Here is an 18,427-nt window from a genome sequence, read left to right as displayed (position 1 = left end):
GCCCCTCGGCATGTGTGGCTGCGGCCATTACGTTCGGCACGGTTTGAGCCCGAAAACCACGATTGTGACTTTTATCAATAGAACCGATGCCATGCAGGGATATTTCACAGTTTCAGGAATATGGTCGACGCATGCGCAGACCACGGTGGAGTCTGATAGCCCTTCTTGTCGCAGCTACTCCTGCCCTGTTCGCACCGGTGGCACACGCCTCACCACTGATGCCCATCGCCGCGGCCCCGACGCAACCCGATCACGCGGACGCCATCCGCTACGCAGCAACCAACCGTGACGCCGCTCCTCCCGGATCCAACGACATGAGCTGCACTCCCACTGCCGCACAACCCAACCCCGTTGTCCTGGTGCACGGCACCGACTCCACCGCATACTCCGACTGGGCCGGATTCTCACCGATACTCCGAGCAGCCGGGTTCTGCGTGTTCGCCATCAACTACGGAACGTCTCCGGACGGGACGAGCAACGGTTACGGGGCAATCGAAGACAGTGCAGCACAACTGAAATCGATCACCCGATCCATCCTCGACGAGACCGGTGCCGCGGCCGTCGACGTCGTCGGATATTCACAGGGCGCTGCCGTCGCTCGATACTTCGTCAACCGGCTCGGCGGAAACCGCATGGTGGATCGCTGGGTGGGCATCGCGTCGCCGACCTACGGTGGCACCATGTACGGAGTGGCCCCACTCGTGCAGGCCGTACCCGGCGGAACCGGCTTGGTGGCAGGCGAATTCGGAACCGGTTTGGCACAGCTGATGGCCGGATCGGACTTTCTCGAGCGGCTCAACGCGGGCGGCGACACCGTGCCGGGCGTCGAGTACACATCCATCGCGACCAAGGTGGACGAAGTCATTCAGCCGTACACCAACGCGCTGCTTCGGGACCCGGGCGCGCACAACATCGTGGTGCAAGACGTGTGTCCGCGCACAGAGGTCGCGCACTTCACCTTCACCTACGATCCCACCGCACTGCGCCTGGCCCTCAACGCCCTCGACCCTGCGAATGCGCGTCCTCCGAACTGTGTCCCGGTGCCGCTCGGGGCAGGGATCCTCGACGTCGTCCTCGCCAGCAATTGACCCTCAGGTCAGCAGTTGGTGCGCCCGGAGCCCCACGTACAGCTCTGCAACCTGCGCAGGATCGCGAAAATCGCGTCCGGTCAGCTCCGCGATTCGGCGTAGCCGATACAACACCGTATTCCGGTGGTAGTGCAACGATTCGGCAGCCGCCTTGGTAGAACCGCCGCAGGAAAACCACGCGTCCAGCGTGGCCATGAGGCTCTGCCGCTCGGGCCGCGGCAAGGTCAACAGATCGCCGAGTATCTGGCGAGAGGCGATGCGGCCGGACTGTGGGTCGCGCACCAACAACAGCGGCACCGGTACAGAGTCGTATCGCACCGGCATCGAGGGGGATGAATCGAGCGAACTGCACTGACGCGCCAACCGCGCCTGACCCACCGCATCGCCGATACCCGACGGCGACCGAAAGATCGAGCTCACCCCTACTCGCCCCGGACACAACTCACTCAAAGTATCCAGCGCGGAGTCGAGCTCCGATTCGGTTGCGGCGCAGATCAACCCGACACTGCCGTCCACTTCTGCATCCCACACCGATTCGGTGCCGTCCGCGCGAAGCCGGGCAATCAGCCCGTCGATCGACGCTGCCGTGGCCAGCGGCTCCTGCGAGACCACCGCGAAGTATCCGTGGTCTGGAATACGAAATGCCCGTAGCGCGTCCGCTGCCGCTGTCGGGTTCGCCGCGTGATCGGCGAAGAGCACGCGGATCAGCCGTCCGCGGGCTTCGGCGCTTTCGCGGGCACGCACGTCGGCACTTTCGCGATAGGCCTCGGCGGCCTCGTCCGAATACACGTCGACCAAAGCCCACACCTGGGCAGCCATATCGAGCAATGCGTGGCTCGCACGGCCGTCCGAGCGCACCATCAACTCGTCCCACACCAACCTGCCACCGAGTCGAAAGGCATGAAGCAGGGCCGCCAGCGGCACTCCCTGCTCGGCCTTGAGTCGGCCGGCGGCCTGTGCAGACTCGAGCCGGATGGGTGCGCGACCGGACAACTTGCCCAACATCGACGCCAGATTGCTCCGCGACGCCTCGTGCAGTTGCTCGGGGGTGAGCAGAGTCGACTCGAGATACGCGTGCTCGGCCCCGAGTATCCGTCGCACCAGCTCAGTTGCCAGGTCGTCGACCTCGTCGAGCATCGCCGCCGCCAGATCGGTCGGTGAGGGATGCAGCTCGAACTCGGTAGCAGTCATGCCTGAACTCTAACCGCCTCGATGTTAGCCACGCCACACCGAAACTGTGCACCGGCACAAATCACCCCGCCCGATTGAGAGCAGCGGCCCATAGCCCCGCGCCCTCGAATGCGACGACAATCACACTTCTAGCCGTGTACCCGAACGACGAGTGGAGCCGAGAAGTTGACCAGCGAAGCCACCCCACGCCTACAGCCCGCTACGAACACCGAGTTCGACCCGGCGTCGGTAGACGCCGCCCTGGCCGACCTGGCTCAGGGCGAGACGACCTGGGGGCGGCTCTCCTTGGCCGAGCGCCGGGCCCTACTCGAACGCATGCACGCACTGACCTCGACGCACGCGCAAGAATGGGTGAACGCGGCCATCTCGATCAAGGGACTCGATCCGTCCTCCAGCCTCGTCGGTGAAGAGTGGTTGTCCGGTCCGTACTCCTTCCTGGGCGGACTCGCCACCGTCGCGCACTCGCTCGCTGCCCTCGAGGCCGGGAAGAGCCCCCTCGCCGACGCGAAGTTCGGCACCGCTCCCGGTGGACGCACCACCGTGTCGGTATTGCCGCTCAACAACTTCGAGCGGCTGCTCCTGAGCGGCTTCAGCGCCGAAGTGTGGCTCGAGCCCGGCATCGACGGTGCAACTGCACAGCGCACCGCAGGCCTCGCCCAGCTCGATCCCACTCGAACCGCAGGCATCGGGGTAGTGCTCGGAGCGGGAAACATCACCTCGATCGCACCGCTGGATGCGTTGTACGAACTGATCGCCTTCAACCGCGTCGTCGCACTCAAGCTCAACCCGATCATGGACCCGCTGATGCCGGTCTTCGAGAAAGTGCTCGCACCGCTCGTCGAGATCGGTGCACTGCGGCTACTGAGCGGTGGAGCCGACGTGGGAACGTACCTGGTCAATCACGATCGCGTCGACCACGTCCATATGACCGGTAGCTCCATCACGCACGACGCCATCGTCTTCGGTCGGGGCGCCGACGGCATCGCCCGCAAGGCTGCCAACGACCCGATTCTCACCAAAGAGATCTCGAGCGAACTCGGTGGCGTCTCGCCCACGATCGTGCTGCCCGGGCAGTGGAGCCGCGCCGATATTCTGTTCCAGGCCGAACACGTCGCCACCCAGCGCTTGCACAACAGCGGATACAACTGTGTCGCTTCGCAGGTGGTGGTCCTGTCCTCCGAGTGGAAGCAGCGCGACGAGTTCATCGCCGCGTTGCGCGCCGCACTCGACCGCGCACCCGGACGCACTCCCTACTATCCCGGCAGCGACCAGCGCGTGTCCGACGCCACCGCCTACTATCCGGCCGCCGAACGACTCGGCGACGGTGGCGGCCGCGTGCTCATCACTGATCTGAACCCGGGCGAATACGCACCACTGCTCCGAACCGAGTACTTCGCACCGGTCATGGGAGTTATCGAATTGCCTTACAGCGGAGCCGAATTCGCCGCCAAGGCCACTCAGACCGCCAACGAGGACTTCGCGGGAACGCTCGGCATCAACATCATCGGCACCCCGAGCACCATCAAGGAGCTCGGAGGTAAGTTCGACACCATGCTCGCCGAGCTGCGTTACGGCACCATCGCCGTCAACGCCTGGACCGCACTCGGTTTCCTCACCGCGGCCGCCACCTGGGGTGCCTACCCTGGCCACACGATCGACGATGTGCAGAGCGGTATCGGCATCGTGCACAACGCATTGCTCATCGACGGAGCCGAACGGACGGTGGTGCGCGGACCGTTCCGACCCCTCTCGCGCTCCCTGATCAACGGCGAGATGTCCATCTCCCCCAAGCCCCCGTGGTTCGTGACGAACAAAACCGCAGCTTCTACCGGCAAGCTGCTCACCGCATTCGCAGGGGCACCATCCTGGACCAAACTGCCCGCAATCTTCGCCTCTGCCATTCGCGGCTGACCACCACTCGAGAGCGATCGAAGGGACATGATGAGCACAGCGAACAAGACCGTCGACTACATCGTGGTCGGTGCAGGTTCCTCAGGAGCCGTGGTGGCCAACCGCCTCAGTGCCGATCCACGAAACGAGGTGGTCCTGCTCGAAGCGGGACCTGAGGACAAGAACAAGTTCGCCCACATACCGGCGGCATTCTCCAAACTCTTTCGTAGCGAGGTGGATTGGGACTACCTCTCGGAGCCGCAACCCGAACTGCGCGATCGCAGCATCTACTGGCCGCGCGGCAAGATGCTCGGCGGATCCTCATCGATGAATGCCATGATGTGGGTGCGAGGTTTCGCCGCCGACTACGACGAGTGGGCCGCACAGACCGACGACTCGTGGGCGTTCGAGAACGTGGTCGGCTACTTCCGGAAGATCGAGAACATCGAGGGCACAACCGAACTCGATGCAGGAACCGACGGCCCGCTCGTCGTCTCCCACCAGCGCAGCCCCCGAGCTCTGACATCGTCGTTCCTCTCCGGAGTCGAAGAGGCCGGCTACCCGGTGGAAACGGCCAACCTTCCCGAGCCGAAGGGCTTCAGCCGCACCGTGGTCAATCAGAAGCGCGGAGCGCGATGGAGCACCGCGGACGCATACCTGCGGCCGGCGAAGAAGCGGAAGAACCTGACCATCCTCACCGAAGCACAGGCGACGAAGGTGATCTTCGAGGGCAAGGCCGCCGTGGGAGTCGAATACACCTCCGGCGGAACCACCCACACCGTGCGGGCACACAAGGAAGTCATCCTCTCCGGAGGAGCGGTCAACACCCCGCAACTGATGATGCTCTCGGGCATAGGCGACCAGGAACACCTCCGATCCCACGGCATCACCGTCCAGCACCACGCGCCCGGCGTCGGGCAGAACCTCCTCGATCATCTCGCTGCACTCATCGGCTGGAAGACCGAATCGGACTCCCTCTTCCACGCCGAGAAGATTCCCGAGCTGCTGAACTACCTCACCCGGCGACGCGGCATGCTCACCTCCAACGTCGCCGAGGCCTACGGATTCATCAAGAGCCGCGAAGACCTCGCCCTACCCGACGTCGAACTCATCTTCGGCCCGGCCCCATTCTTCGACGAGGGACTCATCGCCGCAGACGCTCACGCAGCCGTCATCGGCGCGGTACTGCTCAAGCCCGAGAGCCGCGGCGAGATCACCCTCCGCTCCGCCGACCCCATGGCCAAGCCCGTCGTCCAACCGCGCTACCTCAGCGACCCCGACGGTGCCGATCGCCAAGCCATGCTCGAAGGCCTGCGGGCCTGCGTCGCGATCTCCGAGACACCCTCGCTGAAGGGAATGCTCGGTGACATCGTCCGACCCAGGGTGCCGTCGAACATCTCCCCGGCAGACCTGCTCACCGAGGCACTGGAACAGAACGCCCACACGCTCTACCACCCGGTGGGCACCGCACGCATGGGCAGCGACGCCAACAGCGTCGTCGACCCCGAACTGCGAGTGCGAGGCGTCGAACGCCTGCGTGTCGCCGACGCGTCGGTCATGCCGAGCATCATCCGCGGCCATACTCACGCACCCTCGGTACTCATCGGAGAAAGGGCAGCCGATCTGATTCTTCGGTGACCGCCGTGGGCCATTCGGTTTGACAGTCCGATTTGCCGGGTAACAGGTCTGCACGCTCCCTTGAGCGGTTCGAGACGGAACCAATCCGCTCGGCAAGCAGCGCCGAATGACCCACAACGCTCGAGAGACGAGCACGGAAGGTTGACCGACATGTTCACAGTTCGTAAAGCTTTGGCCGCCACCGCAATTGGTGCAATGACGATCGTCCCGCTCGCTGCATGCTCCAGCGACGACGCCTCCACGGCAGTCGACAACGCCACTTCCTCGGCCGCGTCGGCGATGGAGACCACCGAGAGCACCCCCGAGCCCGCAGCAGAGGTATCCGACCTCAGCAACGGCATCGACACCTCGGTTGCCCTCGATCCCGGATTCCTCGAAGCTCTGACCACCCTCGGCCTCACCCCCGGTGTCGTCGGAACTGCAACTCTCGCAGACGGATCCATCAGCTTCCCGATCACCGGCGGCAACGTCAAGTACTGGGAGCCCGGCACCGTCGACCCCTACGTACAGGGCGAGATCATGCACGAGGGAAGCGGACTTTCGCTCACCGCGGGTGACACCGTTGTCGAACTGACCAACTTCGACATCGACCCCGGCACTTCGGTTCTGACCGGTGATGTCTCGGTCAACGGCGAATCCGCCGCGACCGGCGCAGTGCTGTTCGATCTCGACGGACGCACCCTCCAGCCGTTGCGGACCGGACCCGACAACACCGCGATCCTGCAGGGCACCGAGGTCAAGATCTCGGAGACCGCTGCCGGACTGCTCAACGAGACGTTCAACACCGATGCTGTGACACCGGGACTGCTCGTCGGAGTTGCGACCATCACCATCAAGACCTCCGCGTAACAGTTACCTGAGCCCTCTGCGCGAGAGTCACCGTGAAAGCGGTGGCTCTCGCGCACAGGTGTTTCCAGAGCACGGTCAGGAGCCTCGGATGAGAGCGTTCACCAAGATCTATGGCGGACACCCGCTACACGCGGTCGGGCTGCTGTTGTCGTTCGCGTTGGTCGGCTACGTCGTGGCGATCGCGGGCCCGCGCACGCTGTGGAACAGCGACGTGTGGTGGCAATCGATCATCGTGTGGTTCCTCGGATCGGTACTTCTGCACGACGCCGTGCTCTATCCCCTGTATTCACTTGCCGACCGCGTGATATCCGGTATCCCGCGCCGTCAGTGGGCCGTCTCACCGGTGAACTTCGTTCGCGTTCCCGCACTCGGAACCGCACTGACGTTTCTGATGTTCTTTCCCGGGATACTCTCGCAGGGCGCGGAGTCGTACCGGGCCGCAACCGGTTCGACGCAAGAGCCCTTCCTCGGCCGATGGCTGATGTTGACTACCGCGCTGTTCACGGTGAGCGCAGCCGCTTACTTCATTCGATTGATCCTCGTACGGAGCCGAGCATGAGCGTAACCGCCGATACACTCTTTCACCGCGCAGCAGCTGGATTGCCCTGCTGGATCGGCGATTCCGACGGCAGCAGGCAGCAACTGCCGACCGCGCGTTGGATGGGCGGCACCGCCTCGACTCCGGAGGACAGGCGAGCCGACCAGGCGATGATCAATCGATGCACCGGCCCCACCATCGATCTCGGCTGCGGACCTGGCCGACTGACCGAAGCGCTCGCTCGCCGCGGAGTATCGGCCCTCGGAGTCGACACCTCCAAAGCTGCGGTCGACCTGACCATCGGTCGCGGTGGAAACGCCGTCCTGAGAGACCTTTTCGATACCCTCCCCGACACCGGTAACTGGTCCTGCGTGCTACTGGCCGACGGAAACATCGGCATCGGCGGAGACCCCGTACGTCTCCTGCGCCGAGCGGCCGACCTGCTGGCACCGCACGGTGCCGTCATCGCCGAGGTTGATGCCCCGAGCCACTACGGAATTCGCAACCGCACCGTGCGTTGGGAGACCGATACCAAGGTCGGAGACTGGTTCGCCTGGTCCAGCGTCAGCGCCGACGCCACCGCCGATCTCGCCCGCGCCGCAGGCCTTCGAATGGTCGACGTGGCACCGATCGACGGCCGCTGGTTCGCCCAGATGACGCCCGCGCCACTCACCAATTCGTGAAGAGCAGATGATTGATCGCCAACGCGGCGATCACCTGCAACGCCAACCAGAAGCGATGCGTCCGCAACGGAAGCACCGCGGGCGCGATGAGCATCCACATCGCGAACGGCAACCAAATTCGCTCGGTCTCTGCTTTGCTCAACTGACTCAGATCCGCCATCACCACTGCCGCGAGGCCGCCGATCACCAGCAGGTTGATCGGCTCGATGCGGGTGAAGATCCGAGGAAACGCCGCGGGCACCGCGACACCAACGGCACAGAACAAGGCGGCGAAGTTCGCCCAACCCCAGTACTCGAACGGGCGATCCTTCGCGATGCCCTGGTAGTAGCGCTCTTGCACCAACTCGTAGCCGTCGAACCACCAGAATCCGTACGCGGTGAAGATCGCGGTCACGATCGCCGCACCGATCACCGCGCCCACGAACGGCATGATCCTGCGGCCGGCCACCAGAACCGCAACTGCAGGCAGGCCCATCAACACCAGCCCGTAGTTGAGATAGATTCCGAACCCGAGGAGCACGCCTGCCGCGATCGACGCCGGCCACAGGTATCGCTTGGTGGAAATGGCCAGCAGCGCGATCCCCCACGCCGAGACACCGGCGTAGAACGCATCGGCCGACACCGCAATCCAGATCGCCGCCGGGGCAATGGCGACGAACGGCGCTGCACGCCTTGCCATGTCCTCGTCGCCCAACACGCGCAACGTCAGGACGACCGCAACCGCAGCACTGGTACCGACCAGCACACAAAGGGTCGCAGCCCACGCTCCACCGCTCAGACCAAGCCGGTCGAGCCAGACGAATGTCAGCAGCGCCCCCGGCGGATGCCCCGAGACGTGCGTGGTCCACGAATCGGCCTGAAAATCCAAGATGCGCTCGGAGAATCCACGCAATGTCGCGGGAATGTCGGTGATGCCCGGCACCTCGTGCAGGTACTCGTCGGTCGAGGCCAACCGATCGACGAAACCTCGTTTCCACCCGTCGACCATCGCCAACGACATCGCCCAGGCCGCGGACGCACCCCAGACGACGAACAGCAACCGCGTCCACGACAGGCGTCGAGCCACCGTGGGACCCCACAGCACGGTGGCGACGGCAAGCAGGACGGCGAACGGGGTTCCCCACCCGAAGTGGATCTCGCGGAAACCGAACAGCGGTGCTGCGTCGGCGAAATCGCGTACCTGCTGCGGAGTCCTGTTGATGATGGGGGTAACCAGATCGTTTCCCACATAGGGCACGATGAACGCGACGACGACGAGCGCGACGGCCAGCGTACCGGCGACGGCTTCTCTCCAGTAACGGATAGTGTTTTCTCCCTGCGGAATTCTGACGGACGCGACTGAGAACAAGCATATCGACCGACGGTGATAGAGGATGAACAGATGAACAAGGACGTGCACGGACGGGCAGAAATAGCCGTCATCGGCGGTAGTGGCTTCTACTCGTTCTTCGCCGACGACGCCGAGGAGATCGAGCTCGACACCCCCTACGGTGCCCCGAGCGCCCCGATCACGTTGGGCGAGGTAGAGGGCAGGCAGGTCGCGTTTCTTCCCAGACACGGCCGCGCCCACGAGTACTCCCCGCACACGTTGCCGTACCGGGCGAACATGTGGGCACTACGGATGCTCGGTGTGAGCCGAGTGTTCGCCCCGTGCGCTGTCGGGTCACTGGTGCCCGAGTACGGCCCGGGCACAGTCGTCATTCCCGATCAGCTCGTCGACCGCACGTCCGGGCGGGCACAGACGTACTTCGACAAGGGCGGAGTTCACGTCGAATTCGCCGACCCGTACTGCGCACACCTACGCGCGGCCGCCCTCCAGGACACTGCGAAGGACGGTGGCGTCATGGTGGTCGTCGAAGGTCCGCGATTCTCCACCCGCGCAGAAAGCCAGTGGTTCGCCCGCCAGGGCTGGACACTGGTGAACATGACCGGTCACCCCGAAGCCGTTCTCGCTCGCGAACTCGAACTCTGTTACACACCGATAGCGCTGGTGACCGACCTCGACGCAGGCATCGAATCCGGTCAGGGCGTCAAAGCCGTCGACGTGTTCGCGGAGTTCCAGAGGAACATCGAACCGCTCAAGAGCCTCGTCCGATCGGCCGTCCGCGATGCGCCCGACGGCGACTGCCCCACGTGCCGCGTGCACGCCGGAACGACATTGCCGATCGAGCTGCCATGACACGGATACTGCTCACCGGCGCAGCCGGATTCATCGGGGGCCATGTACTCGACGCCGCACGGGGTGCCGACCTCGACGTGGTCGCCGTCGACGCGATGCTCGAATCGGCCCACGGCTCCGGTGCCCACGCGGACGGCATCATCGATCTCGATGTGCGAGACAAGGCCGCACTCGTCGAGGCGATGCGCGGAGTCGATGTCGTCTGCCATCAGGCAGCGGTCGTCGGAGCAGGCGTCGACGCGGCAGATGCACCCGCCTACGCCAGCCACAACGATTACGGGACCGCGGTGCTGCTCGCAGCGATGTACGAGGCAGGCTGCTCGCGACTGGTGCTCGCTTCGTCGATGGTGGTCTACGGCGAAGGGCGTTACGTCGATTCCTCCGGCAACACCGTGATTCCGGGCCCCCGCGCCCGCGCCGACCTCGACGCCGGGGTGTTCGACAATGTCGATCCCGATACCGGAGAACCGCTCGATTGGCAGTTGGTCGAGGAGGATTCGAGACTCGACCCTCGGAGCACCTACGCGGCAAGCAAGCTTGCGCAGGAAAACTACGCCTCTGCCTGGGCGATCGCCACCGGCGGCTCGGTGGTCGCGCTGCGCTATCACAACGTGTACGGCCCCAACATGCCGCGCAACACCCCGTATTCCGGTGTGGCAGCGATGTTTCGGTCGTCTCTCGAACTCGGGCGAGCCCCCACGGTCTACGAGGACGGCAAACAGGCCCGCGATTTCGTGCACGTGCACGACGTCGCAGCGGCGAACATCGCCTCCATCTCCGCCGAGTTGGACGGCTTCACCGCACTCAACGTGTGCTCGGGCCAACCGATCACCATCGGCGAGGTCGCCACCGTTCTCGCCGAGGCGCGCGGCGGGCCGGCACCCGAGATCACCGGACAGTACCGAGCGGGCGACGTACGGCACATCGTCGCCAGTGCGCAGTTGGCCGAACAGACCCTCGGATTCAGCGCGCAGATCATGCCCCGCGAGGGTCTGACCGCGTTCGCCGACGCACCTTTGCGCGACGCCGAGGGAACGGGCCCGCCCCGTGTCTGAGCAAATATCGGTGACGGTCGTCATCCCCTGCATGAACGAAGCTGAATCCCTTCCTGCAGTGCTCGATTCGATACCACAGGGCTATCGGGCAATCGTGGTGGACAACAACTCGACCGATGCCACCGCCGACGTCGCCACAGCCCACGGAGCAACAGTGGTCTTCGAGACCGTGCCCGGCTACGGGGCCGCCGTACACGCGGGCGTCCTCGCCGCGCAGACCGATATCGTCTGCGTTCTGGACGGCGACGGCTCGATGGATCCCCAAGACCTGCCGACGCTGGTGGCCGCGCTGAACGGTGCCGATCTGGCGGTCGGTCGCCGCCGTCCGGCAAAGGGAAGCTCACCGTTACACGCCAAGATCGGCAATGCCGTACTGTCACTGCGGCTTCGGACCAAATACAAGTTGCCGGTGCACGACCTCGGAGCCATCCGCGCGGTACGACGCCAGGCCCTACTCGATCTCGACGTCACCGACCGCCGCTCGGGCTATCCGCTGCAACTGCTCGTGCTGGCAGCCGAAGCCGGTTGGACCGTCGTCGAACACGACGTGCAGTACCGACCGAGAACGGCAGGCACGTCCAAGGTTTCGGGCTCGGTCAAGGGCACCATCGTCGCCGTACGCGACTTCTGGAAGGTGCTCTCGTGATCGTCACCGCGCTCGTCGTCGCCAAAGCTCCGGTACCCGGTCTGGCCAAAACTCGCCTCGCGGCAACGATCGGAGACGCCGCTGCAGCCGATCTGGCGGCGGCGTCACTACTGGACACCCTCGATGCCGTCGCCGCCACCGAGGTCGATCGCCGCGTCGTAGCCCTCACCGGCACCCTCGCGGACGCGGCCCGCGCCGAGGAACTGACCCAGGCTCTGGCGTCGTTCACGGTCATTTCACAACGCGGCGACGGACTGGGCGAACGGCTCGCCCACGCGCATAACGATGCGGCAACCACCGGTGCCGTGCTGCAGATCGGAATGGATACCCCGCAGGTGACCTCGCGGATGCTCGGCGACGCGGCCGCAGCACTGACCGAGAGCGATGTGCTCGGAGCGGCCGAGGACGGCGGCTGGTGGGCGCTGGGCCTGCGCGACCCGTCCATGGCTCAGGCACTGCTCGGTGTGCCGATGTCGGCACCGTCGACAGGCGTCGACACCCACGCCGCCCTCGCCGCCGCCGGAGCGTCGCTGACGATGCTCGCAGTTCTGCAAGACGTCGATCACGAATCGGACCTCGCCGCCGTATCGCAGCTGTGCGACCCGGCCAGCCGCTTTCGCATTGCCGTCGAAAATATTCGAAAATAACCGGGGCCGATGGTCCGTTCGGGGAGGTCGGTTCTTTCTTTCACTTACGCACCAAGAAACCTCCACAAGTGTTGTGGAACAACCGGCTTCGATCTGTCCGAATTGCCGGACCGCACACGACCCTTATCGAATTGAAATAGAGCGAAACCACCGTTTCACGGCGATTTCACAGATACAGGTGCTAGAAAAGGGGACATGACCGGGTTGTGGATCGGCGTCACCGCATGGATGGCGTGTGCGACAGTTGTCGCCACGGTGTTCGGTCGCGTCGCGCGCCGGGGAGATTCCGAGGAATTGGGATCCACGCAGGACTGGGACATCGCCTCACTCGATCACGAGGTTCACCACGAGAACTGACCGGTTCAGTCGGCGTTCTCGACGATCTCGGTCAGGATCCTCGCCGCCGCGGCCAGCGCCTCGCGCTGCTGCGGTGTCAACCCCTCCAACTGTTCGGCAAGCGCCACTTCTCGGGCAGCGACCTCGTCTCGCGCTACTGCCGTGCCGGAATCGGTCAGCTGCAGTACCACCTGCCTGCCGTCCGTCGGGTGAGCCACCCGATAGATCAGTCCCGCCTCCTCCAGCGCGTGCGAGGACCTCGACACCGATGGTGGCTTGATCCGCTCCCGTACAGCCAGCTCCCCCGTCGTCATCGGCCCTTCGCGCAGCAATGTCGTCAAGATCGACAACTGCGCGACGGGCAACCTGTCGTTGGAATCATGCAACCGCAGCCGCCGAGTCAGCCGCATTGCACTGACGGACAGATCCCTCGCCAGGCGGGAATCGGATGTATCGGTCACGCACTCCAGGTTACGACACCGAGGTGCATTCGCCCGATTCGGCAAAAACAGCGGTTCACTCAATTTATCCACGCTAGAACAAACCGCTGGTATGGTATCGCCCATCGCTGGGGTGTGGATTCGAAATCGGGAGAACGTCTTGAATCGCGTGGGTTCCAAAGTATTGACCGTTGCCAGCCTGACTCTTGCAGCATCACTGCTGGTCACAGGCCCCAATGCTCTCGCAAACCCCAATGCGGTCAACCCCATTGCCGGCCTGAACGGCACCTTCGGACTGCCGCAGCTGCACGGCCCGGCTCAGGCCGTCGCGCAGGTGACCGGCATGTCGAGCCCCAACAACACTCAGAACGTGAACATGCTCGGCACCGACCTCGGCATCATGTGGGACAACGGCCACGGCGAGGTGTTGACCGCCTTCGGTGACACGGCCGGGCTCGGCATTCCGAACCTGCTGCAGGGCAGCCTGTGGTCCTGGCGCAGCAATGCCATCGTGCGCAGCAACGACCACAACCTCGCCGACGGCATGAACTTCGACAGCGTCGTGCTCGATCCACTCGGCCAGACCAAAGAGGTCGTCACCAGCCCCAAGATTCCCTTCGTCGAGATCAGTCGGATCCCGACGGCAGGCGTAGCCGTCGGCGACAGCCAGTACCTGAACCTGATGTCGGTGAAGAACTGGGGCCCGCCCGGGACCTGGGAAACCAACTTCTCCGGACTTGCGGTCTCGAACGACAACGGAGAGAACTGGACGCCGCTGCCCGATACCCAGCGACCCAACGTCGGCGGCGATCACAATTTCCAGCAGAGCGCCTATCTGAAGGACGGCGGCTACGTCTACCAGTACGGCACACCGCCCGGCCGGTTCAACCTCGGCTACATCGCGCGAGTCAAGGAACAGGACATCACCCGGCTCGGCGAATACGAGTACTGGACCGGCCAGGACTGGAAGAAGGGCGATCCCGCTGCGGCCGCGCCCATCGTCGACGGGGTCGGCGAACTCTCGGTCGCCTACAACGCCACTCTCGGCCAATACCTGATGATGACCACCGACAACGCCAACTCGATCGTGCTGCGCCGCTCACCGTCGCCGGTCGGCCCCTGGAGCCCACCCGAGGTTCTGGTCGACACCCGCGAGGTCAGCTCGATCTACGCCCCGTATATCCACCCGTTCTCGACCGGACGCGATCTGTACTTCCTGGCAACGGTCTACCAGAACTACAACGTCTTGTTGCTGCACGCGACGCTCTGATTAGGCTTTCCCAGTGGATGCTGCAGACTGGGATCGTAAATACCAAGGCCGAGAACTCGTGTACGGCGAGGCCCCCAACGCCACGCTGGTAGAGACAGCGACGACATTGCATCGTGGTCGCGCACTGGATCTCGCGTCCGGACAGGGCCGAAACGCCATCTGGCTGGCGACGCGTGGCTGGATCGTCGATGCCGTCGATTTCTCCTCGGTGGCACTGACCTCGGCCAGTCGGGTCGCCGCGAGGGCACCCGCATCCGTGCGTGAGCGGTTGACCTGGATTCATGCCGATGTGACAAACCTGTCAACCGAGCCGAACTATGACCTGGTCCTCATGTTCTACCTCCACCTTCCCCCGCAGGAGCGCCGCAGGGCAGTTTCGGCCGCGGTATCGGCGCTGAAACCTGAAGGAATCCTCATGATTCTCGGGCACCATACGGACAACATCGAGGCAGGCGTCGGCGGTCCACAGGAAGCCGAGATCCTCTACAGCCCAGAGGATTTGGCGTCGGACATCGGCTCTCGCTTGACCGTCCTGACCGCCGAGAATCGGTACCGAAACGTGAGCGAGGGCACAGCCATCGACGCGCTACTACTGGCGAGTAGGCCTGGCCTTGGCAGCGAGGCGGATCGGGGGTAATATCGCCCAAGTTACCGACGAGTAGCTAACTTGGGCGGTACTCACGAGACCGCACCACCGACTGGGAGAGCGAACGAGCAATGGGCCATTACAAGAGCAACCTTCGGGATCTCGAGTTCAACCTCTTCGAACTGTTCGGCCTCGACGAGACACTCGCGGGCGACAACTACGGCGACATGGACGGCGAAGTAGCCCGCGACATGCTGCGCGAAATCGTGCGCCTCGCCGAGGGCCCGCTGGCGGAGTCCTTCGCCGACGCAGACCGCAACCCGCCGGTTTTCGATCCCGAGACTCACAGCGTGAAGCTGCCCGAGTCCTTCAAGAAGTCGTTCAGGGCTCTCTACGACGGTGGCTGGTGGCGCGTCGGCCTCGACGAGGAAGTGGGCGGCACCGCAGTGCCCCGCAACCTGCTCTGGGGAATGAACGAGATGCTCCTCGGCTCACAGCCGGCAGCGTTCATGTACTCCGCAGGCCCCGGATTCGCAAACATCCTGTACCACAACGGAACCGATGAGCAGAAGGAATGGGCGAAGGTCATCGTCGAGCGCGAATGGGGCGCAACGATGGTCCTCACCGAGCCCGACGCCGGATCCGACGTCGGCGCAGGACGCACCAAAGCAATCAAGCAGGACGACGGCTCCTGGCACATCGAAGGCGTCAAGCGCTTCATCACCTCGGCCGTCTCGGACGACCTGTTCGAGAACATATTTCACCTCGTCCTCGCCCGTCCCGAAGGCGCAGGCCCCGGCACCAAGGGTCTGAGCCTGTTCTTCGTACCGTCCATCCTCTTCGACTTCGAGAAGGGCGAACTGGGCGAGCGCAACGGCGCATTCGTGACCGGCGTCGAGCACAAGATGGGCCTCAAGGCCTCCACCACCTGTGAACTCACCTTCGGTGGACACGGCGTCCCCGCCAAGGGTTGGCTCGTCGGCGAGGTCCACAAGGGCATCGCGCAGATGTTCGACGTCATCGAGCACGCTCGAATGATGGTCGGCACCAAAGCAATCGGCACCCTGTCCACCGGTTACCTCAACGCACTCGAGTACGCCAAGGAACGCGTCCAGGGCGCAGACCTGACGCAGATGACGGACAAGACCGCACCGCGCGTCACCATCACCCACCACCCCGACGTGCGCCGCAGTCTGATGATGCAGAAGGCGTACTCGGAAGGCCTCCGCGCGGTCTACCTGTACACGGCCGCACACCAGGACCCGATCACCGCAAAGCAGGTCTCGGACGCCGACGCAGACATCGCCTACCGCGTCAACGATCTCCTGCTGCCCATCGTCAAGGGCGTCGGTTCGGAAATCGCCTACCAGGTACTCGCCGAGTCCCTCCAGACCTTCGGTGGCTCCGGCTTCCTGCAGGACTACCCCGTCGAGCAGTACATCCGCGACGCCAAGATCGACTCGCTCTACGAAGGCACCACCGCCATCCAGGCGCAGGACTTCTTCTTCCGCAAGATCGCCCGCGATCGCGGCGTAGCCCTGGCCCACGTTGCCGGACAGATCAAGTCGTTCATCGACAGCGAAGCAGGAAACGGTCGCCTCAAGGCCGAGCGGGCACTGCTCGCCACCGCACTCGAGGACGTACAGGCCATCGTCACCTCGATGACCCAGCACCTCATGGGCGCTCAGGATCAGCCCACCGAGCTGTACAAGGTCGGCTTGGCATCGGTGCGCTTCCTGATGGGCTTCGGAGACCTGCTCATCGGCTGGATGTTGTTGCGCCAGTCCGAGATCGCGATCACCGCACTCGACAACGGTGCAGAAGGCAAGGACAAGGCATTCTACGAGGGCAAGGTCGCAGTGGCCTCGTTCTTCGCCAAGAACATCCTGCCGCAGCTCACCGCCACCCGCGCGATCCTGACCAACATCGACAACGACATCATGGAACTGGACGAAGCAGCATTCTGATTCCCTGACCAGCAACGGCCGCACCTGATCGCAGGTGCGGCCGTTGTCGTGTTTCGGGGGCTGGGTCGCCCGTGCTGGGGCGCAAATGCGCGCGCGTTTGCCAGGTGCGGGGTGAGGGCCGTCGACCAGTGCAGGGCGCAGGGTGGGCGGTGGCCCGTGCTGGGGCGCAAATGCGCGCGCGTTTGCCAGGTGCGCGCATATTCTCACCGATACTCATACTATTTCGCGCGCGCCTGACAAATCCGCGCGCGGCTGTGGCGGACACGAGGTACTTCGCACGCTCCCCAGCGGTGCAGGCAGGCAGGCGGCACGCTCCACCGCTCGACGGATTCGTGCCGTCAACTCCGCCGGACGGGCCAGATCGGCCCAGGTCCAGCGCACCACCGGATAGCCCAGTTCGCGCACGGCGTCCTCTCGTAGCTTCTCCCGAAACACCACGTCGCCTGGGCTCTCGTCCGGCCGGAGATACTCGGTGTACTTTGCCTTGCCATCGAACTCGGCGGCGAGCACTCCGTTGACGAGCCAGTCGACGCGGGCAACGAATCGTCCATCGACGTCCAGGATCTCAACTTGAGGTTCGGCATCGAATCCGGCTTCGCACAAAATGATCCGACTCTGTGATTCACCGGCATTGTCACTGCGCCCGTCCATCAGATCCACAGCTCGTCTAGCCCGGGCAATACCCTTCCACCCGCGGGCGCGCTGCACTTCCCCGTCGAGTTCCTGTGGATCACAACGCTTCAGTGCCACATCACCGGCAATGACCGCCGTGAGGAGCGTTTCGGTTCGGGCAAGATCGACCACCGTCCGAGCCAACGACGTCACGGCTATACCGTCGACCTTCACCGTCGGCACCCATGCCGCGCGGTGCACCATCGCCGATGCGTTCTTTCGACCTCCACCACGGCCGTGCCGGGTGACGTGGACTTTGTCGAATCCTGTTGCGGGCAATGGTAATCCGTGCAGCAACGCGGCCGAACGATGACTGATGACGCTGCCGTCAGCCATCATCGGCAGCATGGCGTCGATCAGCAATCGATGTCGCTCCTGCCCCGAGAGCTCGACCAACCTCGACGACGGCACGTAGACACCGTTCACAAATCGATCCCAGCCTCCGCGTTGATACAGCGCGCGTAGCTCGTGGTCGGCGTTCCCGGCTGCCAATGCTTCCGAGCGTCGCACCATTCGGTCATCCTTCATTCTTCGAGTCTCGGCTATGCGCACCGTGATTCCGACGCAGATGCGGTCGCCTGTGGACGGTTTCGACCCTGTGGATGAATACAGGTACGGATGTACCAGTTCTCGGGGAGCCAGCCTCACCGCAAAAGCGCGCGCGTTTGCGAGACGCGCGCAGAATCGCCCCTCGTGCGGGCACCAATCCGCGCGCTTTTGGCAAGTGCGCGCGCGTTTGCGCGAGGTGGGGC

The 18,427-nt window shown here is 64.2% G+C and carries 18 protein-coding genes; 14 read left to right on the top strand and 4 right to left on the bottom strand.

The annotated features are described in order from the left end of the window. Positions 1-131 precede the first annotated feature (131 nt). On the top strand, positions 132-1,088 hold the full coding sequence (locus J1M87_RS10925) for a triacylglycerol lipase (protein ID WP_206489547.1): 957 nt from the start codon (positions 132-134) through the stop codon (positions 1,086-1,088). A 3-nt stretch (positions 1,089-1,091) separates the two neighbouring features. Here J1M87_RS10925 and J1M87_RS10920 read toward each other — a convergent pair whose 3' ends face one another. Then, positions 1,092-2,279: a CdaR family transcriptional regulator gene (locus J1M87_RS10920; RefSeq protein ID WP_206489546.1), complete on the bottom strand. Its 1,188-nt coding sequence runs from the start codon at positions 2,277-2,279 to the stop codon at positions 1,092-1,094. A 240-nt stretch (positions 2,280-2,519) separates the two neighbouring features. Between J1M87_RS10920 and J1M87_RS10915 the strand changes: the two genes are divergently transcribed. The 5 genes from J1M87_RS10915 to J1M87_RS10895 all read left to right on the top strand — a co-directional run bounded on the left by J1M87_RS10915 (position 2,520) and on the right by J1M87_RS10895 (position 7,877). Next, positions 2,520-4,190, top strand: coding sequence for an aldehyde dehydrogenase family protein (locus tag J1M87_RS10915; protein WP_241256766.1), 1,671 nt, complete (start codon positions 2,520-2,522; stop codon positions 4,188-4,190). A 30-nt stretch (positions 4,191-4,220) separates the two neighbouring features. After that, positions 4,221-5,807, top strand: coding sequence for a GMC family oxidoreductase (locus J1M87_RS10910; RefSeq protein WP_206489658.1), 1,587 nt, complete (start codon positions 4,221-4,223; stop codon positions 5,805-5,807). 150 nt (positions 5,808-5,957) lie between these two features. Beyond that, positions 5,958-6,656 carry a hypothetical protein gene (locus tag J1M87_RS10905; RefSeq protein ID WP_206489544.1) on the top strand — a complete coding sequence of 233 codons (699 nt, stop codon included), beginning with the start codon at positions 5,958-5,960 and terminating at the stop codon, positions 6,654-6,656. Positions 6,657-6,744: 88 nt separating this feature from the next. Further along, a complete protein-coding gene (locus tag J1M87_RS10900) occupies positions 6,745-7,215 on the top strand; it encodes a hypothetical protein (protein ID WP_206489543.1) in 471 nt (156 codons plus the stop codon). After that, positions 7,212-7,877: a methyltransferase domain-containing protein gene (locus J1M87_RS10895; RefSeq protein ID WP_206489542.1), complete on the top strand. Its 666-nt coding sequence runs from the start codon at positions 7,212-7,214 to the stop codon at positions 7,875-7,877. Before J1M87_RS10900 ends, J1M87_RS10895 begins: the two co-directional genes overlap by 4 nt. On the opposite strand, the gene J1M87_RS10890 is transcribed toward J1M87_RS10895, so the two are convergent. Continuing rightward, the gene (locus J1M87_RS10890) at positions 7,864-9,225 is read right to left on the bottom strand and encodes a hypothetical protein (RefSeq protein ID WP_374222376.1); all 1,362 of its coding nucleotides are present in this window, start codon (positions 9,223-9,225) and stop codon (positions 7,864-7,866) included. The genes J1M87_RS10895 and J1M87_RS10890 overlap by 14 nt on opposite strands. Positions 9,226-9,258: 33 nt before the next feature. On the opposite strand from J1M87_RS10890, the gene J1M87_RS10885 reads away from it, so the two are divergent. The 5 genes from J1M87_RS10885 to J1M87_RS10865 all read left to right on the top strand — a co-directional run bounded on the left by J1M87_RS10885 (position 9,259) and on the right by J1M87_RS10865 (position 12,761). After that, positions 9,259-10,056, top strand: coding sequence for an S-methyl-5'-thioadenosine phosphorylase (locus J1M87_RS10885; RefSeq protein ID WP_206489541.1), 798 nt, complete (start codon positions 9,259-9,261; stop codon positions 10,054-10,056). Continuing rightward, entirely contained in the window at positions 10,053-11,111 is a 1,059-nt protein-coding gene (locus J1M87_RS10880; protein ID WP_206489540.1) for an NAD(P)-dependent oxidoreductase, read from the top strand. Before J1M87_RS10885 ends, J1M87_RS10880 begins: the two co-directional genes overlap by 4 nt. Next, positions 11,104-11,757, top strand: a complete 654-nt coding sequence (locus tag J1M87_RS10875) for a glycosyltransferase family 2 protein (protein WP_206489539.1) — start codon at positions 11,104-11,106, stop codon at positions 11,755-11,757. Before J1M87_RS10880 ends, J1M87_RS10875 begins: the two co-directional genes overlap by 8 nt. Then, positions 11,754-12,404, top strand: a complete 651-nt coding sequence (locus J1M87_RS10870; RefSeq protein ID WP_206489538.1) for a DUF2064 domain-containing protein — start codon at positions 11,754-11,756, stop codon at positions 12,402-12,404. Before J1M87_RS10875 ends, J1M87_RS10870 begins: the two co-directional genes overlap by 4 nt. Positions 12,405-12,599: 195 nt before the next feature. Further along, positions 12,600-12,761 carry a hypothetical protein gene (locus J1M87_RS10865; RefSeq protein ID WP_206489537.1) on the top strand — a complete coding sequence of 54 codons (162 nt, stop codon included), beginning with the start codon at positions 12,600-12,602 and terminating at the stop codon, positions 12,759-12,761. 5 nt (positions 12,762-12,766) lie between these two features. Here the strand turns inward: J1M87_RS10865 and J1M87_RS10860 are convergent, their stop codons facing one another. Further along, on the bottom strand, positions 12,767-13,201 hold the full coding sequence (locus J1M87_RS10860; protein WP_206489536.1) for a MarR family winged helix-turn-helix transcriptional regulator: 435 nt from the start codon (positions 13,199-13,201) through the stop codon (positions 12,767-12,769). A gap of 91 nt (positions 13,202-13,292) precedes the next feature. Between J1M87_RS10860 and J1M87_RS10855 the strand changes: the two genes are divergently transcribed. From J1M87_RS10855 to J1M87_RS10845, 3 genes are all read left to right on the top strand, one after another. After that, positions 13,293-14,450, top strand: a complete 1,158-nt coding sequence (locus J1M87_RS10855; RefSeq protein ID WP_206489535.1) for a DUF4185 domain-containing protein — start codon at positions 13,293-13,295, stop codon at positions 14,448-14,450. Positions 14,451-14,463: 13 nt separating this feature from the next. Beyond that, positions 14,464-15,087 carry a bifunctional 2-polyprenyl-6-hydroxyphenol methylase/3-demethylubiquinol 3-O-methyltransferase UbiG gene (locus tag J1M87_RS10850; protein WP_206489534.1) on the top strand — a complete coding sequence of 208 codons (624 nt, stop codon included), beginning with the start codon at positions 14,464-14,466 and terminating at the stop codon, positions 15,085-15,087. An 80-nt stretch (positions 15,088-15,167) separates the two neighbouring features. After that, entirely contained in the window at positions 15,168-17,003 is a 1,836-nt protein-coding gene (locus J1M87_RS10845) for an acyl-CoA dehydrogenase (protein ID WP_206489533.1), read from the top strand. Between the two features lie 213 nt (positions 17,004-17,216). Here J1M87_RS10845 and J1M87_RS10840 read toward each other — a convergent pair whose 3' ends face one another. Further along, entirely contained in the window at positions 17,217-18,203 is a 987-nt protein-coding gene (locus J1M87_RS10840) for a hypothetical protein (protein ID WP_206489532.1), read from the bottom strand. Positions 18,204-18,427 lie beyond the last annotated feature (224 nt).

Source organism: Rhodococcus sp. KRD162 (assembly GCF_017168335.1).
GTDB lineage: Bacteria > Actinomycetota > Actinomycetes > Mycobacteriales > Mycobacteriaceae > Rhodococcoides.
The sequence above is the reverse complement of the archived record's forward strand: the minus strand, read 5'-3'. Positions and strand labels throughout refer to the sequence as shown.